The organism is Haemophilus haemolyticus (assembly GCF_003493605.1).
Classification (GTDB): domain Bacteria; phylum Pseudomonadota; class Gammaproteobacteria; order Enterobacterales; family Pasteurellaceae; genus Haemophilus; species Haemophilus haemolyticus_J.
On sequence record NZ_QQKA01000007.1, the window covers coordinates 1 to 25,405 of the forward strand.

The following is a 25,405-nucleotide window of genomic DNA, read 5'->3' on the forward strand; positions in this document are numbered from 1 at the left end:
AACTATTTTTACCATTTTGAAGATAAAATTCGATGACTTGTTGCTTGAAAAGAAAATTGTATTTGGTCATAAAAAATCTGCACCTTAGTGAGTTGGTTATTTAGTCCAACTTTTGGGGTGCAGATCAAATGTCCCCTTTTTATCGATATAAATATATTGCACTTTCCTTTTGTACTACTATAATAGTGCAAATTTATTTTAGAGGCATTTTATGATACAACAAAAATCTCCTTCTCTCTTAGGCGGCGCAATGATCATTGCAGGTACAGCGATTGGTGCAGGCATGCTTGCTAACCCAACTTCAACGGCAGGTGTATGGTTTATCGGTTCAATTCTTGCTTTAATTTATACTTGGTTTTGTATGACGACATCAGGATTAATGATCCTAGAAGCTAATCTACATTATCCAACAGGTTCAAGTTTTGACACTATCGTTAAAGATTTATTAGGAAAAAGTTGGAATATTATCAACGGTCTTTCTGTTGCTTTCGTCTTGTATATTTTGACTTATGCCTACATAACCTCAGGCGGAGGCATTACACAGAATCTGCTCAACCAAGCATTCAGTTCTGCTGAAAGTGCGGTAGATATTGGGCGAACTTCAGGATCTTTAATTTTCTGCCTTATTCTTGCAGCCTTTGTATGGCTTTCAACCAAAGCAGTGGATCGTTTCACCACTGTATTGATTGTTGGAATGGTAGTCGCTTTTTTCCTTTCTACTACCGGTTTATTAAGCTCTGTAAAAACAGAAGTTTTATTTAATACTGTTGCTGAGGGTGAACAAACATATTTACCTTATTTATTCACCGCACTTCCAGTTTGCTTAGTGTCTTTTGGTTTCCATGGAAATGTACCGAGCCTTGTCAAATATTACGATCGTGATGGTCGCCGAGTCATGAAATCAATCTTCATCGGTACGGGATTAGCACTCGTAATTTATATTTTATGGCAACTTGCTGTGCAAGGTAATTTGCCACGCAACGAATTTGCTCCGGTAATTGAAAAAGGCGGCGATGTATCTGCATTACTAGAGGCTTTACATAAATATATTGAAGTGGAATACCTTTCCGTCGTATTAAATTTCTTTGCTTATATGGCAATTTCTACTTCATTCTTAGGCGTCACTTTAGGGTTATTTGACTATATTGCGGATCTATTTAAATTTGACGATAGCTTGTTAGGACGAACAAAAACCACATTAGTGACATTTTTACCACCGCTATTATTAAGTTTACAATTCCCTTATGGCTTTGTGATTGCCATTGGTTATGCAGGATTAGCAGCTACCATTTGGGCTGCAATCGTACCAGCACTTCTTGCCAGAGCAAGTCGTAAAAAATTCCCACAAGCGAGTTATAAAGTTTACGGTGGCAATTTTATGATTGGCTTTGTGATCTTATTCGGTGTGTTAAATATTGTGGCACAAGTCGGTGCAAACTTAGGATGGTTTGCCAATTTCACAGGATAAGTTTTACTCGATACAATAAGGGCGTATATCATGCGCCCTTTTTATTTGTAATATAGGATACGAGATGAATAATAAAACTAGCGTTTATGACAAAGAAAACTTCTTTGAGCTTTATCAGAAACTCCGCGCAAATCCAATTAGTCTCAATGAAATTGTCGAAAAGCCGACCATGCTCTCACTGTTGCCTGATTTAAAAGGGAAAAAATTACTCGATTTAGGCTGTGGTACAGGAGGACATTTACAACTTTATTTAGAACGAGGGGCAGCTAAAGTAATTGGAACCGATCTTTCCGAAAAAATGCTCGAACAAGCAGAAAAAGATCTGCAAAAGTGCGGCCAATTTTCTGGATGTTTTTCGTTATATCAGTTACCAATGGAAAAATTAGCTGAGTTACCAAAACGTCATTTTGATGTAATTACTAGCTCTTTCGCCTTTCATTATATTGAAAATTTTCCGGCATTATTATCAACTATCTATGACAAACTCTCGTCTAATGGCATATTGGTTTTCTCACAAGAACATCCGATAACCACTTGCCACAAAGAAGGGGGGCGCTGGGAAAAAAATGACAAAAAACAGCAAGTCGCTTATCGTTTAAATCATTATCGAGAAGAGGGCGAACGCAATAGAAATTGGTTTAAACAACCTTTTCAAACCTATCATCGAACAACTGCGACAATTATCAATAATTTAATTCATGCAGGGTTTCAAATCGAGCAAATGGAAGAACCCATGCTTGCTGACCAACCTCAATGGCATAATGAATTTAAAGATTTATCACACCGCCCGCCATTGTTATTTATCAAAGCAAGAAAAGTGGAGAAATAAACAAAATAAACTAGTTTTTAACCGCACTTTATGGTATAAATCGCCCCGCTGTTTTTGCCTTTCAAAAGCAGCTTTTTAATTACTAACAACACACACATATCAACAAGGCTTAATCGGGGTGCCAAACGGTCGATTAGCTGATATGTGGAGGCTCAACCCCAACAAAAGGAAAATATTATGGCACAAGTTTCAATGCGCGACATGATCAACGCGGGCGTACACTTCGGACACCAAACTCGTTACTGGAACCCACAAATGAAACCTTTCATTTTTGGTGCTCGTAACGGTGTTCACATCATCAACCTTGAAAAAACTTTACCTTTATTCAACGAAGCTTTAGCGGAATTAACCCGTATTGCTAGCAACAACGGTAAAGTATTATTCGTTGGTACAAAACGTGCAGCGTCTGAAGCAGTTCAAGCAGCAGCATTAGATTGTCAGCAATATTATGTAAACCACCGTTGGTTAGGTGGTATGTTGACTAACTGGAAAACCGTTCGTCAATCAATTAAACGTTTAAAAGATTTAGAAACTCAATCTCAAGACGGTACTTTTGATAAATTAACCAAAAAAGAAGCGTTAATGCGTACCCGTGAGATGGAAAAACTTGAATTAAGCCTTGGCGGTATCAAGGATATGGGCGGCTTACCAGATGCATTATTTGTTATCGGTGCAGATCACGAACATATCGCAGTTAAAGAAGCAAACAACCTAGGTATTCCTGTATTTGCTATCGTTGATACTAACTCAACTCCAGCTGGCGTAGATTTCGTTATCCCAGGTAACGATGATGCAACTCGTGCTATCCAACTTTACGTTTCTGCAGCTGCAGCAGCGGTTAAAGAAGGTCGTGGTAACGAAGCTCAAGTTGCTGAAGAATTAGCAGCTGACGCAGAATAATTTAAGTTTTGCAGTAAGGCGAAGCCCTTAATAATCAAACGATTAATTGGCATAGGGGCTAAAGTTTAGCCCCTATATTTTTATCTAAAAGTGCGGTCAAAATAAATCGTACTTTCGACAGAGGATTTTTAAAATGGCTGAAATCACAGCATCATTAGTAAAAGAACTTCGTGAACGTACCGGTGCCGGTATGATGGAATGTAAAAAAGCATTAGTTGAAGCAAACGGTGATATCGAGTTAGCAATCGACAACATGCGTAAATCTGGTCAAGCTAAAGCAGCTAAAAAAGCAGGCCGTGTTGCAGCTGAAGGTGTTATCCTTGCTCGTGTAGAAAATGGTTTCGGTGTATTAGTTGAAATGAACTGTGAAACTGACTTCGTAGCAAAAGATGCTGGCTTCTTAGGTTTAGCAAACGAAGTAGCTGATTTTGCAGCAGCACACAAAGGTACTACTATCGAAGCGTTACAAGCACAATTTGAAGAAAAACGTGCTGCATTAGTGGCTAAAATCGGTGAGAACATGAACATCCGTCGTGTTGCTTACTTAGATGGTCAAGTTATTGCTCAATACTTACACGGTGCGAAAATCGGTGTGTTAGTTGCGGGTGAAGGTTCAGCTGATGAACTTAAAAAAGTGGCAATGCATGTAGCGGCATCTAAACCAGAATTCGTAAACCCAGAAGATGTACCTGCAGAAATAGTTGAACACGAACGCCAAATCCAAATCGACATCGCAGTTAACTCTGGCAAACCAAAAGAAATCGCAGAGAAAATGGTTGAAGGTCGTATGAAGAAATTCACTGGTGAAGTTTCATTAACTGGCCAACCATTCGTAATGGATCCTTCTGTATCTGTAGGTGACTTCTTAAAATCAGTAAACACTTCAGTTTCTAACTTCATCCGTTTAGAAGTTGGTGAAGGTATTGAGAAAAAAGAAGAAGACTTTGCTGCTGAAGTAGCAAAAATCACTGGCGGTAACGCGTAATTCTTTAAAGATAACGATATGTTAATAAGCCCAACTTAAGTTGGGCTTATTTGTTTTATAGGATAAGCTGCTTAATTAACGGGCTTAAACTTTTTTAGTTACGTTTAGTAAAATAAAAAATCCACACTTTAATAGTAAACTTTTAAAATATGGATTTTGTAATAAAATTTCAGAAGAAATTAAGAAATTTTCTTTTCTAACGCTTTTAAACGTTTATTTATTCCATCAATACCTAACGTCAATGCCGCTGTTTTACGCCATTCTTTATTCGTTTGCAATGGAATACCAGAGGAATATATGCCAGGCTCTGTAATTGGGCGCATAACCATTCCCATTCCAGTAATCGTGACTTTATCACAAATTTCCATATGGCCATTAATCACACTTGCACCACCAATTAAGCAATAGCGCCCAACTGTCAAACTACCCGCCATGATAACGCCACCCGCAACCGCTGTACCAGTGCCGATATGAACATTATGTGCAATTTGACAAAGGTTATCGATAATCACGTTATCTTCAATAATCGTTGCGTCTAATGCGCCTCTATCGATACAGGTATTCGCACCAATCTCAACGTTATTACCAATTATTACTTGCCCTACTTGTGGAATTTTAACCCAACGACCACGATCATTTGCGTAACCAAAACCATCACTACCGATGACTGTTCCTGATTGAATTAAGCAATTAGTGCCAATCTCAACGTTATGGTAAACAGTTACATTAGCCCAAAGTTGAGTGTCTGAACCGATCTTGGTATTTTTACCAACAAAGCAATTTGCACCAATGATCACGTTATCACCAAGTACAACACCTTCTTCAATCACTGCGTTCGCACCAATAGATACATTTTCGCCCAATAAAACACCATCAAAAATGACCGCACTTTTTTCGATTCCTTTTGCCGCTTTTGGTGTGCTATCCATATATTGAGCCAAAATTGCATAAGCTACATAAGGATCTTTCACAATAAGTAAATTGCTTTCTGAAGAACAGTGTGCAACATCCTCTTCAGAAACAACCAAAATTCCTGCTTTAGAATCTTTCAATAATGCACGAAATTTTGAATTAGAAATAAAAGTAAGTTGATTTGATTGGGCTTTATCGAGTGGGGCGATATTCTCAACAACAACATCGGCGTTACCGCGAACGGTAGCGCCGATTTGAGTTGCCAATTCTTGTAAAGAATAGGATTTTTGCATTATGAGAACCTATTATTTTTTCTCTTGAGCTTTTTCAGAAGCAGGGATAGATTTTAATACTTCTTCTGTGATGTCTTTACCCTCTACCGCAAACACAACTGAATTTGCATCAAGCACATAAGTATAACCTTTCGCTTTTGCTAAATTATTTGTAGCAGTTTGAATACTATCTAATAATTTACCACGCTCTTCTGCTTGACGTTTTTCATTTTGCGCTTGGAATTCTTGAACTTTTTTATCTTGTTCTTGCATCAATTTTTGTAATTCAGCATCTTCAGCCGCGCCTAATTTATTAATTTCCTCTTGGCGTTTTTGAATATCTGCTTGGCGTAGGCGAGGTGCATCTTTTTCCAAAGCCGCAACTTTTGCTTCTACTTTTTTACGAGCAGCTGCAATTTTATCATCAACTTCTTTCTTGCTTGCTGCTAATTTTTCAGCTACAGGTTTAAATTCAGCATCAAGTTTATCCGCTACAGCTTGACGGTCTGGGTGATGTTGAAAAATATAACCTGCATTAATGAAAGCAATTTTTTCTTCAGCTGCAGCATAGCCTGAAGCAAGTGCGATACCTAAAGCAAGTGCGGTTACTTTTGCGATGTTTTTCATTTGATAAAGATCCTTAATTAAATTGTGGTTAGTTTAGTATTTTCTCTGCCTAACAAAATTAGGCAGAGAATGTTATCTTTGACATTCGAATGATGAAAAAAGTTCAATCTAATTAGAAAGAACCACCAATACTAAATTGGAATTGTTCTACATCATCATTTTCATATTTTTTGATCGGTTTAGCATAAGAGAACACTAACGGTCCAATAGGTGATTGCCATTGGAAGCCTACCCCTGCAGATGCACGAACTCGACTAGCTTTTCCATAATCAGGTAAATTTAACGCAGCAATACTTGCGTCTAATGCTTTATCGGATTTCCATTTTGTATTCCACACACTTGCTGCATCCACAAATAATGAAGTTCTAACAGAGTTTTGGCTTTTATCACCGACAAATGGAGTTGGCACAATTAACTCTGCACTAGCTGTAGCTATTGCATTACCACCCACAACATCTGTGCTTGGTATCCATTTATTTTGGGTTGGATTTAAATAAATAGCATTCGGTCCAACAGCACCATATGCAAATCCACGTAAAGAGCCAATACCACCCGCAGTATAATATTGATAGAATGGCAAGCGTTTGTTACCAAATCCATTTGCATAGCCAACAGATGCTTTTGCCGACATTACCCAACGGTGATCTCTGTCTAATGGGTAGAAACCTTGTACATCTGCACTTAGTTTATAGTATTTGTTATCAGAACCAGGAATCGTAACTCGTCCACCAAGACTTGCTTTAACCCCTTTAGTTGGGAAATATCCTCTATTGAGACTGTTATAGTTCCAACCAAATGAGAAATCAAAGTCGTTTGTTTTAATGGCATTTCCATTAAAGTTCATTGATTGCATATATAAATCACGACTATATTCTCTTGCGAAGTTACTAATTTTATTATAGGTATAACCTAATCCTACATAGTAAGAGTTATTTTCATTTACAGGGAAACCTAAAGTGACATTACCACCGTAAGTCGTACGTTTATAATTAGAAGATGTATCACTTTTAGAGTTATCATAGTTTTCAAAGAAAACATTTCCACCAAGACTTACGCCATCTTTAGTAAAGTAGGGTTCGGTATAACCTAAATTGACACTAGTACCATAATCATTTTTCGTACCAGCTATACTTACTGCTGCCCCTGTTCCCAAGAAATTATCTTGTTTAACACTAGTTTGATAGCTAATACCACTTTCTGTGCCGTAACCAATACCAAAGTTGATACTACCTGTATTACGCTCTTTAACTTTATACACGACATCTACTTCATCATCCGTACCTTTTACAGGATCAATTCGATTTTCTACGGTTTCGAAGAATCCTGTACGATCTAAACGGATTTTACCTAACTCAACTAATTGCGAGTTATACCACGCCCCTTCTTGTTGGCGCATTTCTTGACGTAAAGTACTATCTGCTGAAACAGTATTTCCTTCAAAGCGTAGTTGACGAACAGTTAAACGTCGACCAGCATCAACAACAAAAGTAATTGCTAAGGTTTTATTCGCATCATCAAAATCAGGTACTGCATTCACCGTTGCACTACCGTAACCACGTTCACCCAATTTTGCTTTAATCGCATTTTCAACATCGGCGATATCACTGCGACGGAAAGTATCATTTAAATGTAATGAAGAAAGCAAAGGTTCAAGTTCAGAAGCCATACCGCCCACATTACCAACAATGCGAGCACTTCGAAGGTCATACTGTAAACCTTCATTTACATCAATGGTTACATTTACTTTCGTTTTTTCATCATTTAGCTGAACATCAGTTTTTGTGATTTGTGCTTTGGCATAACCATTATTTAAATAATAATCACGAATTGACTGTAAATCTTTCTCGAACTGAGCGCCTTCAAATTTATTACCCCATAATTTCCACCAAGAATCAGGTTGTAATTCCATTTGCTCTTGCAACGTGCTGCTACTAACAGATTCATTACCATTGAAAGTTAATGATGCTAATTTTGCTGTATCATCTTCATTAATCTGAATTAAAATTTCAGCGCGATTATTTGGTAACGTATTGACAATAGGTTCAACTGTTGCGTTATAGCGACCTACACTTGCATAGTGCTCTTTTACACTTTTGGCAAATTCATTTAATTTTTCTCGAATTAAAACATCACCAACTTTAAAACCGTTAGCATCTAAGTTTTGTTTAAGTGCTTCAGTTGGAATAACAGAGTTACCTTTGATTTTAACATCTGAAATGATCGATTTAGCCACAACGCTAACAACAAGCACATCGCCTTCTTGATGCGCATTCACATCATCGAATCGACCACTTACGAATAAAGAGCGGACAATATTAGCCACATCATTGTCAGTCACACGCTGACCGGCACGAACAGGTAGACTTGCTCGGATTTGTTGTTCTAAGTCGCCTTGAACACCATTCACACGAATATCTTTTGCCACAAAAGGTGCGGCAAACACAGTCGTTGTCGTACCGAATAATAAACTTGCGATTAGAAGTTTTTTCATCGATTGTATCCTATATAAATTATAGACGTAAAAAATCATTAAATAATGCAAACACCGTTAAGCTTAATAACAGTGCTGCGCCAATTCGATAACAGATGCTTTGCACCCTCTCAGAAACAGGTTTTCCTTTAACAGCTTCCATTGCTAAAAAAACTAAATGACCGCCATCCAATACAGGCAATGGGAATAAATTCATAATGCCTAAATTAACACTAATCAATGCCATAAAACTTAAAAAATACACCAATCCAATATTAGCGGATGCACCAGCACCTTTAGCAATAGAAATTGGGCCGCTTAAATTGTTTAATGACAAATCACCCGTGATTAACTTTCCTAACACCTTCAAGGTTAACACAGAAAGTTGGCCAGTCTTTTCAATGCCTTTTTGCAAAGAGTTAAGAATATCATATTTTAATTCAGTACGATATTCATCAGATAATTTTACGAAAGTTGGGCTTAAACCTACAAACCATTTTCCACTCTGATTACGCACTGGAGTAATAATTTTGTCAAGCGTTTCCCCATTACGTTCAACTTTAATAGAAAAAGATTCGCCTTGTTCGACCTGTTTTATAAAATCTTGCCAAGGAAGTGCGGTTAAATTTTCTTTTAAAATTTTATCACCGATTTGTAAACCTGCTTTCTCAGCTGGAGAATCTTGAACAACTTTAGAAAGCACCATTTCAACTTTAGGACGCATAGGCATAATCCCTAATGCCTCAAACGCACTTTCTTTTTCAGGATCAAAAGTCCAATTTGTAAGATTTAAAGTCCGCTGTTGTTCAATATTAGAACCAAAAGGAGAAAGGGTAATTTCAACATTAGGCTCCCCCATTTTTGTGGCAAGTAGCATATTGATGGTTTCCCAATCTTGAGTTTCTTCGCCATCAACCGCTAGAATTTGTGTATTAGGTTCAATATGAGCTTGTGCTGCAATTGAACTTGGTGTTATTGATTCAATCACAGGTTTAACACTTGGCATTCCATAAAGGTAGATGACCCAATAGGCAAAAATCGCGAAAATAAAATTTGCCAAAGGACCTGAAATAATCACAAATGCGCGTTGTAATACGCTTTTACTGTCAAATGCTTGTGGCTTTTGTTCAACTGGAACCGATTCATTACGTCCATCAAGCATTTTTACATAACCGCCTAAAGGAATCATTGAAACCGCAAATTCTGTACCATACTTATCGATTCGTTTCCAAATTACCTTACCAAAGCCAATTGAAAAACGATGGACTTTTATACCGCACTTTCTAGCAGCCCAAAAGTGACCATATTCGTGAACGGATACTAATACCGCAATAGCAATGATAAAAGAACCTAGCGACCACAAAAATGACATTCAGAATCCTTATAACACAAAGAAATAGAAGTAGCTGAAAAAAGGTACCGCGGCAGTCAAGCTATCAATGCGATCTAATACACCACCATGACCCGGAATTAATTGACTGCTGTCTTTCACACCAGACTCACGTTTAAACATACTTTCAGTTAAATCGCCCAATACTGAAATTGCAACTGTGGCAACGGAAAGAATAACGAATCCAGAGATATTTCGCTCACCAACTAAAGAATCGCCAGAGAAATGAATAAATACAAAAGCAAGCACTAACGCTGTAATTAAACCACCAACAACGCCTTCCCAACTTTTACCCGGTGATACTTTTGGCGCGAGTTTACGTTTACCAAAAGCGCGCCCGCTAAAATAAGCACCAGAATCAGCCGCCCAAACAAGCACAAATACATAAAGTAATAAAAATAAGCCGTGATAAGGATTATGGGTATAGTGTTCTAAACGTAAACGTAATACGCCCGCGATAAATGGGATTAAAGTAGAAAAGGCAAATAAAAGCTGTAAAAGAGGATTTTTAGACCAAAATTTAGCTGATTTAGGATAACTCACCACAAGCAATAAAGCTAAAAGCCACCAACCAACAGCGTTCATCAATAAAAGCTGAAGATGCTGTTCAAACACACGACCGGCATCTAAATAGTTGCCCTCAGTGTAGAGCCATAAAAAAATAAAGGCGCCTAAAAAAGCAGCAACACAAAAACGCGCTAAGGGCTGTTTAAGGCGAGCAAACTGAGTCCATTCCCAAACGCCTAAAGTCGCTACTGCACCTAACGCAAGGGCAAAATAAAAAGGCGTGAATAAAAATAGCGCACATAGCACCGCTACGATTAACACAATGGCAGATAAAACTCGTTGTTTAAGCATAATTTTAATCCATTTATTGAATTATTCTGTCCCACCAAAACGGCGATGACGTTGTTGATAACAGGCGATGGCGCGGTTAAATTCCGCCTCATCAAAATCTGGCCACATCACATCGGAAAAATAAAGTTCTGCATATGCGATTTGCCATAATAAAAAATTACTAATGCGTTGTTCACCACTGGTACGAATCAACAGATCTACTGGTGGTTCATCTTGTGTAACCAAATGACGCTGAAAAGTAATTTCATCAATCTCGTCAACGTTCATTTCATTATTTTTTACTTTTTCTGCGAGTTGTTTTGTCGCTTGTACAATATCCCAACAACCGCCGTAATTTGCAGCAATATTAAGCGTAAGTGCAGTATTTTTTTCTGTTAAATTTTCCGCTTTTGTAATTTTTTCTTGCAAAGATTCACTAAAACGAGATACATCGCCAATAATTTTCAGGCGAATATTATTTTTATGTAATTTTTTCACTTCGCGGTCCAAAGCTTGCATAAAAAGCGTCATTAATGCGCTGACTTCTTGCTCTGGTCGATTCCAATTTTCGCTACTAAAGGCATAAAGTGTAAGAAAATTCACGCCAGTTTGACGAGCATAACTTACTGCACGGCGAACTGCAGATACGCCATTGGTATGGCCAAAAATACGCATTTTATTTTTCTGTTTTGCCCACCGCCCATTACCATCCATAATAATGGCAACGTGTTTTGGAATATTGTTTTGATCGAGTTCTATCATTATTTTTATTATAAAAAGATCCCTATAAATTCGGCTGTGAACTATATCATAAGTTGTATTTGCTTGCTATGGATTAGCGAGCCCTAATCCACACTTTATTTTTTACATAATTCATTTTTATAATAAAGAAAAATAAACAAAACGAAGAATTTATGTCTGCGATTGAACAAAATAAAGACGGTATTAGATTAAGAATATTCTTACAACCAAAAGCCAGCAAAGATCATATTGCTGGCATTCACGATGATGAATTAAAAATTACCATTACTGCGCCACCTGTTGATGGTCAAGCAAATGCGCATTTATTGAAATTTTTAAGTAAATCCTTCAAAGTGCCCAAAAGCAGTATTATTTTAGAAAAAGGGGAATTAAGCCGACACAAACAAGTTTGGATTCCTGAACCCAAATTAATTCCAAAAGAAATTCAAAATCTATTGTAAAAACAAAGAAAAAAATCACCGCACTTTGGACTCTCACCCTATCAATTTATGCCGTTTTACGGTATTCTATGCCACATTTTCTATTATCAAAATGCTGCAAAAGTGCGGTTAAAATTTAAGGTGATTTTATGCAAGAACAATATCGCCCCGATATGATCGAACCAAAGGTTCAACAATATTGGGCAGAAAATAAAGTTTTCAAAGCAATCAAAGACGAATCTAAAGAAAAATATTACTGTCTTTCTATGTTCCCATATCCTTCTGGTCGCCTGCATATGGGGCACGTGCGCAACTACACTATTGGTGATGTAATTTCTCGTTATCAACGCATGCTAGGTAAAAACGTATTACAACCATTTGGTTGGGATGCTTTCGGATTACCGGCGGAAGGTGCGGCGATTAAAAATAAAACTGCGCCTGCTAAATGGACGTACGAAAACATTGCCTATATGAAAAAACAACTTCAGCTTTTAGGCTTTGGTTTCGACTGGGATCGTGAAATCGCAACCTGTAAACCAGAATACTACAAATGGGAACAATGGTTCTTCACAGAGCTTTACAAAAAAGGCTTAGTGTACAAAAAAACCTCAACCGTAAACTGGTGCCCGAACGATGAAACCGTACTCGCAAACGAGCAAGTACACGAAGGTTGTTGCTGGCGTTGTGATACACCTGTGGAACAAAAAGAAATCCCACAATGGTTTATTAAAATCACCGATTACGCAGAGCAATTATTAGGTGGTTTAGATACCCTTCCACAATGGCCTGACATGGTAAAAACCATGCAGCGTAACTGGATTGGCCGTTCTGAAGGGGTAGAAATTACCTTTGATGTTGCAGACACCAACGAAAAAGTAGCGGTTTACACCACGCGTCCAGATACCTTTTACGGCGTAAGTTATTTAGGTATTGCGGCAGCACATCCATTAGCAAGTTTAGCGGCTCAAAATAATCCTGAATTAGCCACCTTTATCCAAGAAGCGAAAAACGCAAAAGTAGCAGAAGCTGATCTTGCGACAATGGAGAAAAAAGGAATGGCAACAGGCTTATTTGCCATTCATCCATTGACAGGTGAAAAATTACCAATTTGGGTCGCTAATTTCGTATTAATGCACTACGGTACTGGCGCGGTAATGGCGGTTCCAGCTCACGACCAGCGTGACTTTGAATTTGCTCAAAAATATAGTTTGCCAATTAAACAAGTGATCGCACCGCTTGCAGATGAAGAAATTGATTTAACCAAACAAGCTTTCGTTGAACACGGTAAATTAGTGAACTCAGCCGAGTTTGATGGTTTAGATTTTGATGGCGCTTTCAACGGCATTGCAGATAAATTAGAAAAATTAGCTGTTGGAAAACGTCAAGTTAATTATCGTTTACGTGACTGGGGCGTTTCTCGCCAACGTTATTGGGGTGCGCCAATTCCGATGCTAACCCTTGAAAATGGCGATGTAGTACCTGCACCAATGGAAGATTTACCTATTATTCTGCCTGAAGATGTGGTCATGGATGGCGTAAAAAGTCCAATTAAAGCAGATCCTAACTGGGCAAAAACAACCCTTAACGGCGTACCAGCGTTAAAAGAAACGGATACCTTTGATACCTTTATGGAATCCTCTTGGTATTACGCGCGCTACACTTGTCCACAATATCAAAATGGCATGCTGGATGCGGAAGAAGCAAACTATTGGTTACCAGTGGATCAATATATCGGTGGTATTGAACATGCAACAATGCACTTGCTCTACTTCCGCTTCTTCCACAAATTATTGCGTGATGCGGGATTTGTAACCAGTGATGAACCAGCCGATAAATTATTGTGTCAAGGTATGGTGCTTGCAGATGCCTTCTACTACACAAGTCCAACCAATGAGCGTATTTGGGTAAGTCCAACACAGGTGACTCTTGAACGTGATGAAAAAGGCAGAATTATTAAAGCGACTGATCCTGAAGGGCGTGAACTAGTCCACAGTGGCATGACCAAAATGTCGAAATCCAAAAATAACGGTATTGACCCACAAGAAATGGTAGAAAAATATGGTGCCGATACTGTTCGTCTATTTATGATGTTTGCCTCTCCAGCAGAAATGACCTTGGAGTGGCAAGAATCTGGTGTAGAAGGTGCGAAACGTTTCTTAGGGCGTGTTTGGAATTTGGTATATCAATATCAACAAAATCCAGCAAAAACTAGCCTAGATATCACCGCACTTTCAGCAACACAAAAAGCGCTTCGCCGTGAAGTACACAAAACCATCGCGAAAGTGAGCGATGACATTGGTCGCCGTCAAACTTTCAACACTGCGATTGCAGCAATTATGGAGTTGATGAACAAACTCACCAAAGCACCGCTTGAAAGCGAACAAGATCGTGCCGTGATGGCAGAAGCATTAAGTGCCGTAGTGCGTATGCTTTATCCAATTACGCCACATATCTGCTTTGAATTATGGCAAGCGCTAGGAAATGAAAGCAACATCGATACCGCTGAATGGGTGAAAGCTGATGAAGCTGCAATGGTAGAAGATGAAAAACTCATTGTTGTGCAAGTAAATGGCAAGGTTCGTGGAAAAGTGACTGTTCCTGCAACCTCTTCAGAAGAAGAAATTAAAGAGGCTGCCAAAGCAGATCCTAATGTTGCAAAATTCCTTGATGGAAAAGAAATTCTTAAAGAAATCTATATTCCATTAAAAATGTTAAATTTTGTGGTTAAACCATAATCCGTAGAATCTGTGGAATATTGATATTTCACAGATTCTATCTTTATTAGTGTATGGATTTTAAATTCATACACTCCACAATAAAGGTAATTTTTATGATTAAATCAATCAAAGCGTTGTTTATTGTAGCAAGCATTACCGCGCTTTCTGCTTGCGGCTGGCATTTTCAAAACGGTACATTAATTCCACAAGAATTACGTACTCTTACATTTGAAAGCCCCGATCCATACAGCGAAATGTCAGTGGCAATGCGTAATCAGCTACAAGCGAACAATATTCAGCTCGTCAATTCGACTCAAGGCATTCCTGTTTTGCGCATCAATAAATTCCGCGAAAATGATGAAGTCGCTTCAGTATTTAAACGCGGTCGTGAAGCGGAAAAAGTATTGATGTTGGAAGTTGAAGCAAGCGTTCGTTTAGCAAATGGTGAAACTCACCCAATCACCGCAAAAATCAACCGCACTTTCTTTGATAATTCTCGCGCAGCATTAGCTAAATCCGCCGAACGAGAAGTAATTTGGAATGATATGCGGGAACAAGCTGCGCGTCAGCTTATTACCAAAATAGTTGCATTAGAAAAACAGGTTAAACATAAATAATGAATCGCATCTTCCCAGAGCAATTGAAACAACATCTTTCCCAGCGTTTAGACAAAGTTTACTTTTTGGTCGGGCAAGATCCATTGTTACTGAGTGAAAGTGAAGATGCCATTTATAAAACAGCCAACCAACAAGGATTCGATGAGAAAAATAGCATTCAGATTGATAACCAAACTGACTGGGCACAACTCATAGAATCCTGTCAGTCCATGGGATTGTTTTTTAATAAACAAGTCATGGTATTAAATTTACCTGAAAATTTCACCGCACTTTTACAGAAAAATCTGCAAGAATTTATTTCGGTTCTACATGACGATATCTTGCTGATTTTACAAATTGCAAAGCTATCAAAAGTAAATGAAAACCAATCATGGTTTATTGAACTAAACCAATATGAAACCAGTGCGATTCTTGTAAATTGCCAAACGCCTACAGCTGAAAATCTCCCTCGTTGGGTAAAAAATCGTACCAAAGCGATGGGATTAGACGCTGATGATGAAGCAATCCAACAACTTTGTTATAGTTATGAAAACAATCTGCTCGCACTCAAACAAGCTCTGCAGCTTTTAGATTTGCTCTATCCTGATCATAAACTTAACTACAATCGTGTAATTAGCGTAGTCGAACAATCCTCAATTTTTACACCATTTCAATGGATTGATGCGTTGCTTGTTGGAAAGGCAAATCGTGCCAAACGCATTTTAAAAGGGTTACAAGCTGAAGATGTGCAACCTGTTATTTTATTACGCACACTACAGCGAGAATTATTTACGTTGCTTGAACTTACCAAACCACAGCAACGTATTGTGACAACGGAAAAACTTCCAACTCAACAAATTAAGACTGAATTTGACCGTCTAAAAATCTGGCAAAATCGCCGACCGCTCTTTTTAAGTGCAATTCAACGTTTAACCTACCAAAAGCTCTACGAAATTATCCAAGAACTCGCCAATATTGAACGTCTTGCTAAACAAGAATTTAGCGATGAAGTGTGGATTAAACTCGCTGATTTGTCTGTGAAAATTTGTTTGTAATCGCTATTGTTTTTTTTTTGCACTAAAATGGTATAATAAAATGCCACATCGGCAATGACTTATTAATTAACTTTCGTGAGGATATCATGATGAAAAAAACACTAGCTACACTTATTTTAATGGGATTTGGTTTTTCAGCTTCTGCAGCTGATTTGTCTGCAAGTTGTAAAACTTATTTCGCTGAAATTGATTCTTTCTTAGCATCAATGCCAGCTGCGCAAGCAAATGCAATGAAAGCACAATATGAATCAAGCAAACAACAATTTGCATCAATGCCCGCAGCTGCACAAGATCAGGCTTGTAATCAAGCGGCAGAGCAACTTAAACAAATGAAAGCTGCAATGCCGAAATAATTTGAAAAATCAATAGCTGTTATATAAACCCTAGTCTGACTAGGGTTTTATTTTATAGGATGGAGAGCTTCATTCAATAAGCGATGAATTAATTTAGCATTAGCTGGCGGGAACTGTCCTGCATCTAATGCGCGTTGCTCAACCCAAAAACCTTCTTGCCCTTCTCGCCCAAAAGGCTCACCAATCCATTCATCTACGACATAAAAGAAAAAAGAAATAATCTTTGTTGGATATTCAAATTGAAAGCGTTCGTAAAGTTCAGCATTTAATACAACAATGCCAATTTCCTCCTCCAGTTCACGTTTTAAAGCCTGTTCTGGGGTTTCCCCCGCATCTACTTTTCCACCAGGAAATTCTAAAGATTGGGCAAAATCCTGTCCTTCTAAACGCTGCGTTAAATAGATCTGCCCAAACTCATTACGAATAATACCTGCAGCGACTTGTATAATTTTTTTATCCATTTCTTCTATCCAATAGCACCTATGAAAAAAGTGCGGTGAAAGATCACCGCACTTTGGCTAATCATTAATGGCGAGCAGCACGACTGCCATGACAATGCTTGTATTTTTTACCTGAACCACAAGGACAAGGCTCATTGCGCCCAATGCGACGATCTGAATAATCTTCAGAATCTGAATTTTGGATCGCCTGACCATTTTCATCCACAGGTAAATTATTTTGATTGATACGAGCAGCCATTTCTTGACGAGCACGTTCAGCTTCTTCCATTTCTTCTTGAGTACGCACACGCACACGCGTTAACGTCGTGATAACGTGGTGTTTTAAAGAATCCAACATTTCCGTAAACATACGGAAAGATTCTTTTTTATACTCTTGTTTTGGATCTTTTTGCGCATAGCCGCGTAAATGAATACCTTGGCGTAAATAATCCATCGCCGCTAAGTGTTCTTTCCAAAGCTCATCTAAGGTTTGTAACATGACACCTTTTTCAAAGTTACGCATAGTTTCTTCACCAGCTAGTGCTTCTTTTTCTTTATATTCTTTTTCCGCGACTTCTACGATGCGCTCACGCAAGTTTTCTTCGTGAAGATTATTGTCTTCTTCTAGCCAATGAGAAATTGGTAATTCCATACCAAACTCTTGAGCTAGACGTTCCTCAAGCCCTTTAATATCCCATTGTTCTTCCAAAGATTGCGGTGGAATATATTGATCAATCACGCTATTAAATACATCATGGCGAATTGCGTTGATAGTTTCAGAAATATCATCATTATCAAGCAAATAATTGCGTTGCTCATAAATTGCATGACGTTGGTCATTTGCCACATCATCATATTCAAGTAGGTTTTTACGACCATCGAAATGGAAGGCCTCAACTTTTGCTTGAGCTGATGCGATAACTTTCGCCAACATTTTCGATTCCATAGCCTCACCAGGCACGGTGAACGCTTTACGCATTAAATTAAGTTTACCTTCATTTAAATAAATGCGCATTAAGCCATCTTCCAAAGAAAGATAGAAGCGAGAAGAACCAGGGTCACCTTGACGGCCAGAACGACCACGCAACTGGTTATCGATACGGCGAGATTCATGACGCTCTGTACCGATAATATGCAAACCACCTGCTTTCATTACAATCTCGTGGTTCTTTTCCCACTCAGCTTTAAGCGCTTCAATTTGTTCTTGAGTTGGATTTTCTAATTTGGCAGCCTGCGCTTTCCAGTTACCACCAAGAATAATATCCGTACCGCGACCCGCCATATTCGTTGCGATAGTCACCGCACCAGGATAACCAGCTTCTGCCACGATTTCCGCTTCTTGTTGGTGGAATTTCGCATTCAACACATTGTGTTTGATGCCCGCTTTATCTAAAGCCTTAGATAACTCTTCCGATTTTTCTACTGAAATCGTTCCCACTAATACTGGTTGTTGGCGTTCTACACAATCTTTGATGTCTTCAATAATCGCATTAAATTTATATTGTTCATTTTCAAACATCACATCTGTGCGATCATCACGAATCATTGGGCGGTTTGTTGGAATCACAACGGTTTCCAAGCCATAAATTTGTTGGAACTCAAACGCCTCGGTATCCGCAGTCCCTGTCATACCCGCAAGACGCTCATATAAACGGAAGTAGTTTTGGTAAGAAATAGACGCAACAGTTTGGTTTTCACTCTTAATTTCAACCCCTTCTTTTGCTTCAATGGCTTGGTGTAAACCATCTGACCAACGACGCCCTGCCATTGTTCGACCAGTATGTTCATCAACAATCACGATTTCACCATCTTTCACAATGTAATCGACGTCTTTTTCAAACAATGTGTGAGCACGCAAGGCAGCCATAACATGGTGAAGCAATACGATTCGACCAGGAGAGTACAAAGAATCCCCTTCTGGCATTAAACCTTGCGCAATCAACCAATCTTCCACTTTTTCTTGGCCACGTTCCGTTAAATGTGCCTGTTTAGATTTAAGATCTAAAGTAAAGTCCCCTTCACCTTGGTATTCTTCTGTATCTTCTTTTTCTTGCTTAATTAAGTTTGGAATCAGTTTATTGACTGCAATATAAAGCGCAGAACTGTCTTCAGCTTGACCAGAAATAATCAATGGTGTACGCGCTTCATCGATTAAGATGGAATCTACTTCATCCACCAGCGCATAGCCTAAAGTACGTTGGAAACGCTCTTCTTTTGAGTGGGCTAAATTGTCACGTAAGTAGTCAAAACCAAGTTCACTATTGGTTGCATAAGTAATATCTGCTGCATAAGCGGCACGTTTTTCTTCCGGCGGTAAACCAGGAATATTCACGCCTACACTCATGCCTAAAAATTCAAATAACGGACGGTTTGTTTCTGCATCTCGGCGAGCAAGATAGTCATTCACCGTCACAACATGAACGCCTTTACCTTCAAGTGCGATTAAATAACAAGGTAAAGTCGCAGTTAATGTTTTACCTTCACCGGTACGCATTTCTGCGATACAGCGGTTAGTCAATACCATCCCACCAATAAGCTGAACATCAAAATGTCTCATACCAAGCACGCGCTTACTTGCTTCACGTACCGTTGCAAATGCTTCTGGTAAAATTTGTTGCAAAGTTTCGCCCGCACTTAAACGTTGACGGAATTCATCTGTTTTTGCACGAAGTTGTTCATCTGTGAGGGCTTCAAACTCAGTTTCTAATTTATTGATTTTTGCAACTTGTTTTCTTAATTTACGTAAAATACGGTCGTTACGGCTACCAAAAATTTTCGTTAAAATGCTCATAATTTCTCTTTTTAAATATATAAGTTAAATAGCTAAATGCGTATGAAATACTTTATTTCATGTACAATAATTTTTTTTAAATATCGCTATTTCAATAGCAATATTCTTCACAGAAAACAAAAAATTAAATAAGCAAGGGACCAGCTCGAATTGGCGCACTAAGATTCAACACATCTGCTAAAAAGTGCGGTTGAATTTTAAGTTGTTTTTCAGTTTGGTGGGAAATTGAAGGTTGAGGAATGGCTTGTCGTTGCACTTCACGTGAAACTTTTACCGTTTCCAACACTTGTTGAATCGAAACACTCGAGGAATAATTTTCCGCATTATTTTGATTTTCAAAACTTTGTGCGTTAGGCAAAGCAAAAATCGCAATAATACTTAAAAGTAATCGCGACCAAAAATTCGGTTTGACAGTGCCTGAAATCATCGTCTCGTTGTTTATTATGAAAATTGCGTGTATTGTAGCGGAAATCTAAACTAATGTCATTTACTGGGGGCAGACTTTATGGAAAACAAGGCTGAGCGTTATCAAAAAGCAGTCAATATTATGGATGTGCTTGAGCAATCGCCCTTTGCCAAAATAATGAAAAAAGGCCTTGTCATCAATGAACTTAATCAAAAATTTAACCGCATTTTCCCACAGGAATTTCACGGCAAATTTCGTATTGGTAATATGATAGATAACTCAATTTTTATTGAGGCAGCAAATGCGATCGTTCGCCAAGGAATTTTATTCAGACAGACAGAATTGTTGAAACTCATTCAAGAAGAATTTCCGCATGTAAAACGACTTGAGATAACAATAAACCCTGGTTTTTAAAAGCTAAGAATAAAAGAGAATGGAAATTTAATATCAACCAGACTTTTTTAACAATGCTTTCTCTATTTTTTTCTCTTCGCGTCTCTTCTGAAAAAATGCGCTTAATTTCTGACTACACTCTTCTGCCAATACACCAGATGTAATCTCCAGAGTATGATTCATCTTATAATCATCAAAAAAATGGAAACGTGATCCCACCGCACCGGTTTTATAATCAGAAGCGCCGAACACAAGGCGTTTAATACGGCTATGCAAAATCGCCCCGGTGCACATTGTGCAAGGCTCCAATGTCACATAAAGCGTAGTATTCAGTAGGCGATAATTTTGAATATTTTTCGCGCCATTACGCAAAGCGATAATTTCAGCATGTGCGGTAGGATCGCTTTGAACAATAGAGAGATTCCAACCTTCTCCAATAATATTTCCAGCGTCATCTATCAAAACCGCCCCCACAGGAATCTCACCTAAAGTTTCTGCTTTATCGGCAAGAGTAAGGGCATGGCGCATCATTTTCTCGTCAAATTCTGACCGCACTTTTGCTACATCCATTAGACGGAAAAAGGATATTTAATCGGATCATGAGATTGATAGCCAACGACTTTGAAATCATCCATCGTGACCCAAGTTTCTAAATCTTCAAGCGTTTTTATATCTGGATTAATTTCTAATTTTGGCAATGGGAAAGGCTCGCGTTTAAGTTGCACATCACGCATTAATTCAAGCTGATCTTCATAAATATGCGCATTCACAATTTTATGATATGCCTTGCCTGCTTTTTTGCCCGTGATCTGTGCCATAAGCGCTAAGAAAGTAAACACCTGAATTTGATTGAAATTCAATCCGAGCGGAACATCACAAGAACGTTGATAACTAGTAAGATGTAAAGTATCACCCACAAGAGAAAAAGTATGCGTGTGCATACAAGGACGAAGACAACCAAGATCAAATTCCCCTGGATTAAAGAAGGTTAAAATTTCCCCTCTATCATCAATGCCCTTTGTCAAATTATTAACAATTTTGCGTAGCTGATCGATGGTTTCACCATTAGGCTTACGCCATGCTCTGCCTTGCACACCATATACGCGCCCCATATCATCAACACCTCTACGGTGCGGATTCGCAAGCCATGCGGCATTTTCATTCGCATTGGCATCCCAAGTTTTAGTGCCAAGTGTGCGGAAATCAGCGGCATTGTCATACCCACGAATGTAACCTAAAAATTCAGCAATGGCCGCTTTCCAATAACTTTTACGCGTAGTAATCAACGGAAATTGATTATTCGCTACATCATATTCTAAATCTGCATTAATAACTGTCAGACAACGCTTACCTGTACGCTCATTGGCAACCCATTCACCTTCATTAATAATGCGACGACAAAGATCAAGATATTGCTTCATAAAAATCTCCTATTTTATTACCGCACTTTTGCGTGAATACGCCCAAGCCATAATTAAGGCACCACCAATAATCATCGGTAAGCAAAGCGCTTGTCCTCTTGTAATGATCCCAAAGAAATTTTCAACTTCAGGTTCACGCACATATTCCACAATAAAACGAAAGACGCCATAACCAATTAAGAATAAGCCTGCAACAGAGCCCATTGGACGTGGCTTTTTAATAAAAATATTCAGAATTGCAAACAACACTATGCCTTCTAAAAAAGCTTCATAAAGTTGTGATGGATGACGAGGAAGTAATAGTGGATCATTTGGGAAAATCATTGCCCAAGGTACATCCGTTTCGCGTCCCCATAGCTCAAGATTAATGAAATTACCAATTCTGCCTAAACCTAAACCAAACGGAATCAAAGGCGCAACAAAATCAGCGGTTTGCCAAAAATTACGTTTTTGTGAATAAGACGTCCAAATCATGGCAACAATGACCCCTATTAAGCCGCCATGGAAAGACATTCCACCTTCCCAAACACGGAACAAATAAAGCGGCTCTTGTAAGAAACGATCCAAATTATAAAAAAATACATCGCCAACACGTCCGCCAATAAATACGCCCATAAAACCGTTGAAAAGTAAGGTATCAACTTGATCCACTGTCCAACCGCTATTTGGGCGATTAGCACGGCGAACCGCAAGCCAGCGTGCAAAAATAAAACCCAAAAGGTACATCAAACCATACCAACGTAAGCCGATATTGCTATCACCAAGAGTAAAAATAGTTGGATCAAAATGAGGCAGGAGCAAGTAATTTGAATTCATAATTTTCTCTATCTAATAAACATATCAACAGCAATGGTAATTAATAAAAGTGCAAATCCTTTCTTTAAAATTGACACGGGTAGTTTTGAGGTGGCTGTCGCACCAAGTTTTGACGTGAAAAAAGATGTAGCAGTAATACATAACACTGCAGGGAAATAAATATAACCTAAAGAATATTCCGGCATTGCAGCATTCCCCCAGCCACTTAACATAAAACTGAACATTCCAGAAGTTCCGAGTAACATGCCACAGAAAGCCGAAGAACCAATAGCCTTTTTCATATCGATACCGCGAGAATTTAAAAACGGCACAATAAATCCGCCACCACCGATACCTGCAGCACTAGATGCCATGCCAATTAGAATGCCACCGATAATAGACGATTGAGTCGTCAAAGGTTTAACTGTTTTATTTGTCTTAGGTTTAATAGATAAGACCATTTTAACTGCGAGATAAACCACTAAACAGGCAAATAATTTACTAGAAATATCGCGATCAAGTTTTCCGATAAAGAAACCGCAAATAAACACGCTAACCATGATGCTCGGAGCAAGGATCTTCACCGCTCTCCACACAACATTACCTAACTTATGATGTCGTTGAGCCGAAGAAAAGCCAGTAATAACAATCGTTGCGAAAGAGGTTCCAAGTGCGGTAGACATTAATAAAGGTTCTGGCACGCCTACCATTGGTAATAAATACACCAACACAGGAACAATCATTAATCCACCGCCAATACCGAAAAGCCCCGCAAAAAAGCCAGCCACAGCCCCCACAAGCAAACAAAGTAAAATAAAGCTAAGCATTATGAATTCCTTGTTTTATTAAAAGAACGTTTTGGAAATTTTGAACCATTATATTTTTTAGGATGAGCATAAGATTTTTGCTCCAATTCTCGCGCAGGTTGATATACAGGAGGATTTTCTGAGAACAACACGCCCGAAAACTCTTTCATCGCTTTGCGATACACTTCTTTTTTGAAAGATACGACCTGGCGAACAGGATACCAAAAACTCACCCAACGCCACCCATCAAATTCTGGTGATTTGGTTGTTTGCATATTGATATTTTTTTCATCGCCAACAAGCTGTAACAAAAACCAGCGTTGCTTTTGTCCTATACACATCGGTTTGCTGTCATAACGCAACAAACGTTTTGGTAATTTATAACGCAACCAATGCTTAGATACATATAAAATGCGCACATCTTTAGGCTGTAGACCAACTTCTTCGTACAGTTCACGATACATCGCTTGCTCAGCACTTTCATTATCATTAATACCACCTTGCGGAAACTGCCAAGAATTTTGCCCACAGCGCTTCGCCCAAAGCACTTGCCCGTTGCGATTACAAATCACAATACCCACATTTGGACGGTAGCCATCAAAATCGATCACTATCGTTTTACCTTAAATTTTTCATATAAAAATAGTCTGCAGATTGTTTCATAAATCAGTGTTTTTATCAACCAAAGGGCTGATTACACAATAAAATACACAGATTGTGGATAACATTGTGAATAACGTATTTCTGATTGTGAATTGATCACGTAAAAACAGGGCGGAATCCTTATCTCATCACACTTAAAAATAAATTGGGTTATTTCTAATTAAAAGATCTTAAACAAAAATAAATCGCACTTTTCACATATAAAAATGGAAGAAAGTGCGGTAAAAAAATACAATTTTTAAAGAGACGCCATTCATCAAAGATCTTTTGGTCATCTCTTTGAGTTATTCAATATTTCTGTGGATAAAATTGTGATTGAGAAAATCCATAATGTTGTATAACTTAAACAAACCTTCCCAAGACAATTTTAAGATAAAATTTATCTATTTAAATTCAATCACTTAGCAACAAAACATGACAATATTTGTAATACACAGAAGTCTCTAAATTTTAATGTCTAATTTTTAAACAAATTATTTTAGGCTGGCAAAATAACGTTCCCAATCGAAATATTGACCGGGATCGATCTTACGTCCTGGCGAAATATCACAATGCCCAACAATGCGCTCTTTCGTAATTTTAGGATAACTTTTCATGATTAGGTTAGTAAGTTCTTGCAATGCCAAATACTGCTCATTAGTAAAAGGTTGTTCATTACTACCTTCTAACTCAATTCCAATGGCAAAATCATTACATTTTTCTCGCCCTTGAAAGCTGGATAATCCAGCATGCCAAGCCCTGTAGTTAAAATTAACATATTGCGTGATTTGTCCATCTCGTTCAATCAAGCAATGGGCAGAAACACACATTTGATGAATTTCTTCAAAATAAGGATGAATCTTAGGATCTAATTTTCCTTGAAAAAAATCATCCACATATCCGCCACCAAATTGTTCTGGCGGTAAGCTAATGTAATGGATCACCAGAAGTGAAATATCTTGTAAATCTGGACGTTCATCAAAATGCGGAGATGGAATTTGTCGACAATCAGTCAGAAATCCTTTGTCAATATCTTTTATTTTTCGCATACATTTTTCCTATTTTTGCGATCAGGATCGCAGAAAAAGTGCGATCTGTTTTACAAAACAATTTTCCCTT

Annotated in this window: 25 protein-coding genes; 10 read left to right on the forward strand and 15 right to left on the reverse strand. The window is 38.3% G+C overall.

The features are described 5' to 3' along the window. The first annotated feature begins 211 nt into the window (after nt 1-211). The 4 genes from mtr to tsf all read left to right on the forward strand — a co-directional run bounded on the left by mtr (nt 212) and on the right by tsf (nt 4,182). Nucleotides 212-1,468 (forward strand): tryptophan permease, encoded by a 1,257-nt coding sequence (gene mtr, locus DV424_RS05820; protein ID WP_118859388.1) that lies wholly within the window; start codon nt 212-214, stop codon nt 1,466-1,468. Between the two features lie 64 nt (nt 1,469-1,532). Continuing rightward, entirely contained in the window at nt 1,533-2,297 is a 765-nt protein-coding gene (locus tag DV424_RS05825) for a class I SAM-dependent DNA methyltransferase (protein ID WP_118859389.1), read from the forward strand. A gap of 177 nt (nt 2,298-2,474) precedes the next feature. Continuing rightward, on the forward strand, nt 2,475-3,197 hold the full coding sequence (rpsB, locus tag DV424_RS05830; protein WP_046949980.1) for a 30S ribosomal protein S2: 723 nt from the start codon (nt 2,475-2,477) through the stop codon (nt 3,195-3,197). Between the two features lie 133 nt (nt 3,198-3,330). Beyond that, the gene (gene tsf / locus DV424_RS05835; protein ID WP_118859390.1) at nt 3,331-4,182 is read left to right on the forward strand and encodes a translation elongation factor Ts; all 852 of its coding nucleotides are present in this window, start codon (nt 3,331-3,333) and stop codon (nt 4,180-4,182) included. 179 nt (nt 4,183-4,361) lie between these two features. Here the strand turns inward: tsf and lpxD are convergent, their stop codons facing one another. The 6 genes from lpxD to uppS all read right to left on the reverse strand — a co-directional run bounded on the left by lpxD (nt 4,362) and on the right by uppS (nt 11,452). Next, nucleotides 4,362-5,387, reverse strand: coding sequence for a UDP-3-O-(3-hydroxymyristoyl)glucosamine N-acyltransferase (lpxD, locus tag DV424_RS05840; protein ID WP_118859391.1), 1,026 nt, complete (start codon nt 5,385-5,387; stop codon nt 4,362-4,364). Between the two features lie 12 nt (nt 5,388-5,399). After that, complete coding sequence (locus tag DV424_RS05845; RefSeq protein WP_042611073.1) at nt 5,400-5,993, reverse strand: OmpH/Skp family outer membrane protein; 594 nt, start codon at nt 5,991-5,993, stop codon at nt 5,400-5,402. A gap of 112 nt (nt 5,994-6,105) precedes the next feature. Then, nucleotides 6,106-8,484, reverse strand: coding sequence for an outer membrane protein assembly factor BamA (gene bamA, locus DV424_RS05850; protein WP_118859392.1), 2,379 nt, complete (start codon nt 8,482-8,484; stop codon nt 6,106-6,108). A gap of 19 nt (nt 8,485-8,503) precedes the next feature. Further along, nucleotides 8,504-9,835 carry a sigma E protease regulator RseP gene (gene rseP, locus DV424_RS05855; protein WP_118859393.1) on the reverse strand — a complete coding sequence of 444 codons (1,332 nt, stop codon included), beginning with the start codon at nt 9,833-9,835 and terminating at the stop codon, nt 8,504-8,506. Between the two features lie 9 nt (nt 9,836-9,844). Next, nucleotides 9,845-10,711 (reverse strand): phosphatidate cytidylyltransferase, encoded by an 867-nt coding sequence (locus DV424_RS05860; RefSeq protein WP_118859394.1) that lies wholly within the window; start codon nt 10,709-10,711, stop codon nt 9,845-9,847. A 21-nt stretch (nt 10,712-10,732) separates the two neighbouring features. After that, nucleotides 10,733-11,452 carry a polyprenyl diphosphate synthase gene (gene uppS / locus DV424_RS05865; protein ID WP_118859395.1) on the reverse strand — a complete coding sequence of 240 codons (720 nt, stop codon included), beginning with the start codon at nt 11,450-11,452 and terminating at the stop codon, nt 10,733-10,735. Between the two features lie 152 nt (nt 11,453-11,604). Here uppS and yggU point away from each other — a divergent pair, with 152 nt between their 5' ends. The 5 genes from yggU (at nt 11,605) to DV424_RS05890 (ending at nt 16,592) form a co-directional block, all read left to right on the forward strand. After that, a complete protein-coding gene (gene yggU, locus DV424_RS05870; RefSeq protein WP_005631228.1) occupies nt 11,605-11,892 on the forward strand; it encodes a DUF167 family protein YggU in 288 nt (95 codons plus the stop codon). A gap of 128 nt (nt 11,893-12,020) precedes the next feature. Then, the gene (gene leuS / locus DV424_RS05875) at nt 12,021-14,606 is read left to right on the forward strand and encodes a leucine--tRNA ligase (protein ID WP_118859396.1); all 2,586 of its coding nucleotides are present in this window, start codon (nt 12,021-12,023) and stop codon (nt 14,604-14,606) included. Nucleotides 14,607-14,701: 95 nt separating this feature from the next. Continuing rightward, on the forward strand, nt 14,702-15,205 hold the full coding sequence (locus tag DV424_RS05880; RefSeq protein ID WP_118859397.1) for an LPS-assembly lipoprotein LptE: 504 nt from the start codon (nt 14,702-14,704) through the stop codon (nt 15,203-15,205). Beyond that, nucleotides 15,205-16,239, forward strand: coding sequence for a DNA polymerase III subunit delta (gene holA / locus DV424_RS05885; RefSeq protein ID WP_118859398.1), 1,035 nt, complete (start codon nt 15,205-15,207; stop codon nt 16,237-16,239). The genes DV424_RS05880 and holA overlap by 1 nt, the downstream gene beginning before the upstream one ends. Nucleotides 16,240-16,328: 89 nt before the next feature. Next, nucleotides 16,329-16,592, forward strand: coding sequence for a DUF5339 domain-containing protein (locus tag DV424_RS05890; RefSeq protein ID WP_044232187.1), 264 nt, complete (start codon nt 16,329-16,331; stop codon nt 16,590-16,592). A 47-nt stretch (nt 16,593-16,639) separates the two neighbouring features. Here the strand turns inward: DV424_RS05890 and mutT are convergent, their stop codons facing one another. The 3 genes from mutT to secM all read right to left on the reverse strand — a co-directional run bounded on the left by mutT (nt 16,640) and on the right by secM (nt 20,250). Then, nucleotides 16,640-17,053 carry an 8-oxo-dGTP diphosphatase MutT gene (mutT, locus tag DV424_RS05895; protein ID WP_005627484.1) on the reverse strand — a complete coding sequence of 138 codons (414 nt, stop codon included), beginning with the start codon at nt 17,051-17,053 and terminating at the stop codon, nt 16,640-16,642. Nucleotides 17,054-17,117: 64 nt separating this feature from the next. Further along, the gene (gene secA, locus DV424_RS05900) at nt 17,118-19,823 is read right to left on the reverse strand and encodes a preprotein translocase subunit SecA (RefSeq protein WP_118859399.1); all 2,706 of its coding nucleotides are present in this window, start codon (nt 19,821-19,823) and stop codon (nt 17,118-17,120) included. 124 nt (nt 19,824-19,947) lie between these two features. Beyond that, a complete protein-coding gene (gene secM, locus DV424_RS05905) occupies nt 19,948-20,250 on the reverse strand; it encodes a secA translation cis-regulator SecM (RefSeq protein WP_118859400.1) in 303 nt (100 codons plus the stop codon). A 78-nt stretch (nt 20,251-20,328) separates the two neighbouring features. Between secM and DV424_RS05910 the strand changes: the two genes are divergently transcribed. After that, nucleotides 20,329-20,643, forward strand: coding sequence for a DUF721 domain-containing protein (locus tag DV424_RS05910; RefSeq protein WP_118859401.1), 315 nt, complete (start codon nt 20,329-20,331; stop codon nt 20,641-20,643). A gap of 33 nt (nt 20,644-20,676) precedes the next feature. Here DV424_RS05910 and tadA read toward each other — a convergent pair whose 3' ends face one another. From tadA to ampD, 6 genes are all read right to left on the reverse strand, one after another. Next, nucleotides 20,677-21,192, reverse strand: coding sequence for a tRNA adenosine(34) deaminase TadA (gene tadA / locus DV424_RS05915; RefSeq protein WP_118859402.1), 516 nt, complete (start codon nt 21,190-21,192; stop codon nt 20,677-20,679). Next, entirely contained in the window at nt 21,192-22,043 is an 852-nt protein-coding gene (locus DV424_RS05920) for a thymidylate synthase (protein ID WP_118859403.1), read from the reverse strand. Before DV424_RS05920 ends, tadA begins: the two co-directional genes overlap by 1 nt. 9 nt (nt 22,044-22,052) lie before the next feature. Further along, entirely contained in the window at nt 22,053-22,859 is an 807-nt protein-coding gene (gene lgt, locus DV424_RS05925) for a prolipoprotein diacylglyceryl transferase (protein WP_118859404.1), read from the reverse strand. Between the two features lie 8 nt (nt 22,860-22,867). Then, nucleotides 22,868-23,665, reverse strand: a complete 798-nt coding sequence (locus DV424_RS05930) for a sulfite exporter TauE/SafE family protein (RefSeq protein ID WP_118859405.1) — start codon at nt 23,663-23,665, stop codon at nt 22,868-22,870. Beyond that, nucleotides 23,665-24,255, reverse strand: a complete 591-nt coding sequence (gene rppH / locus DV424_RS05935; protein WP_118859406.1) for an RNA pyrophosphohydrolase — start codon at nt 24,253-24,255, stop codon at nt 23,665-23,667. Before rppH ends, DV424_RS05930 begins: the two co-directional genes overlap by 1 nt. Before the next feature lie 525 nt (nt 24,256-24,780). Then, on the reverse strand, nt 24,781-25,335 hold the full coding sequence (ampD, locus tag DV424_RS05940) for a 1,6-anhydro-N-acetylmuramyl-L-alanine amidase AmpD (protein WP_118859407.1): 555 nt from the start codon (nt 25,333-25,335) through the stop codon (nt 24,781-24,783). Nucleotides 25,336-25,405: the final 70 nt, after the last annotated feature.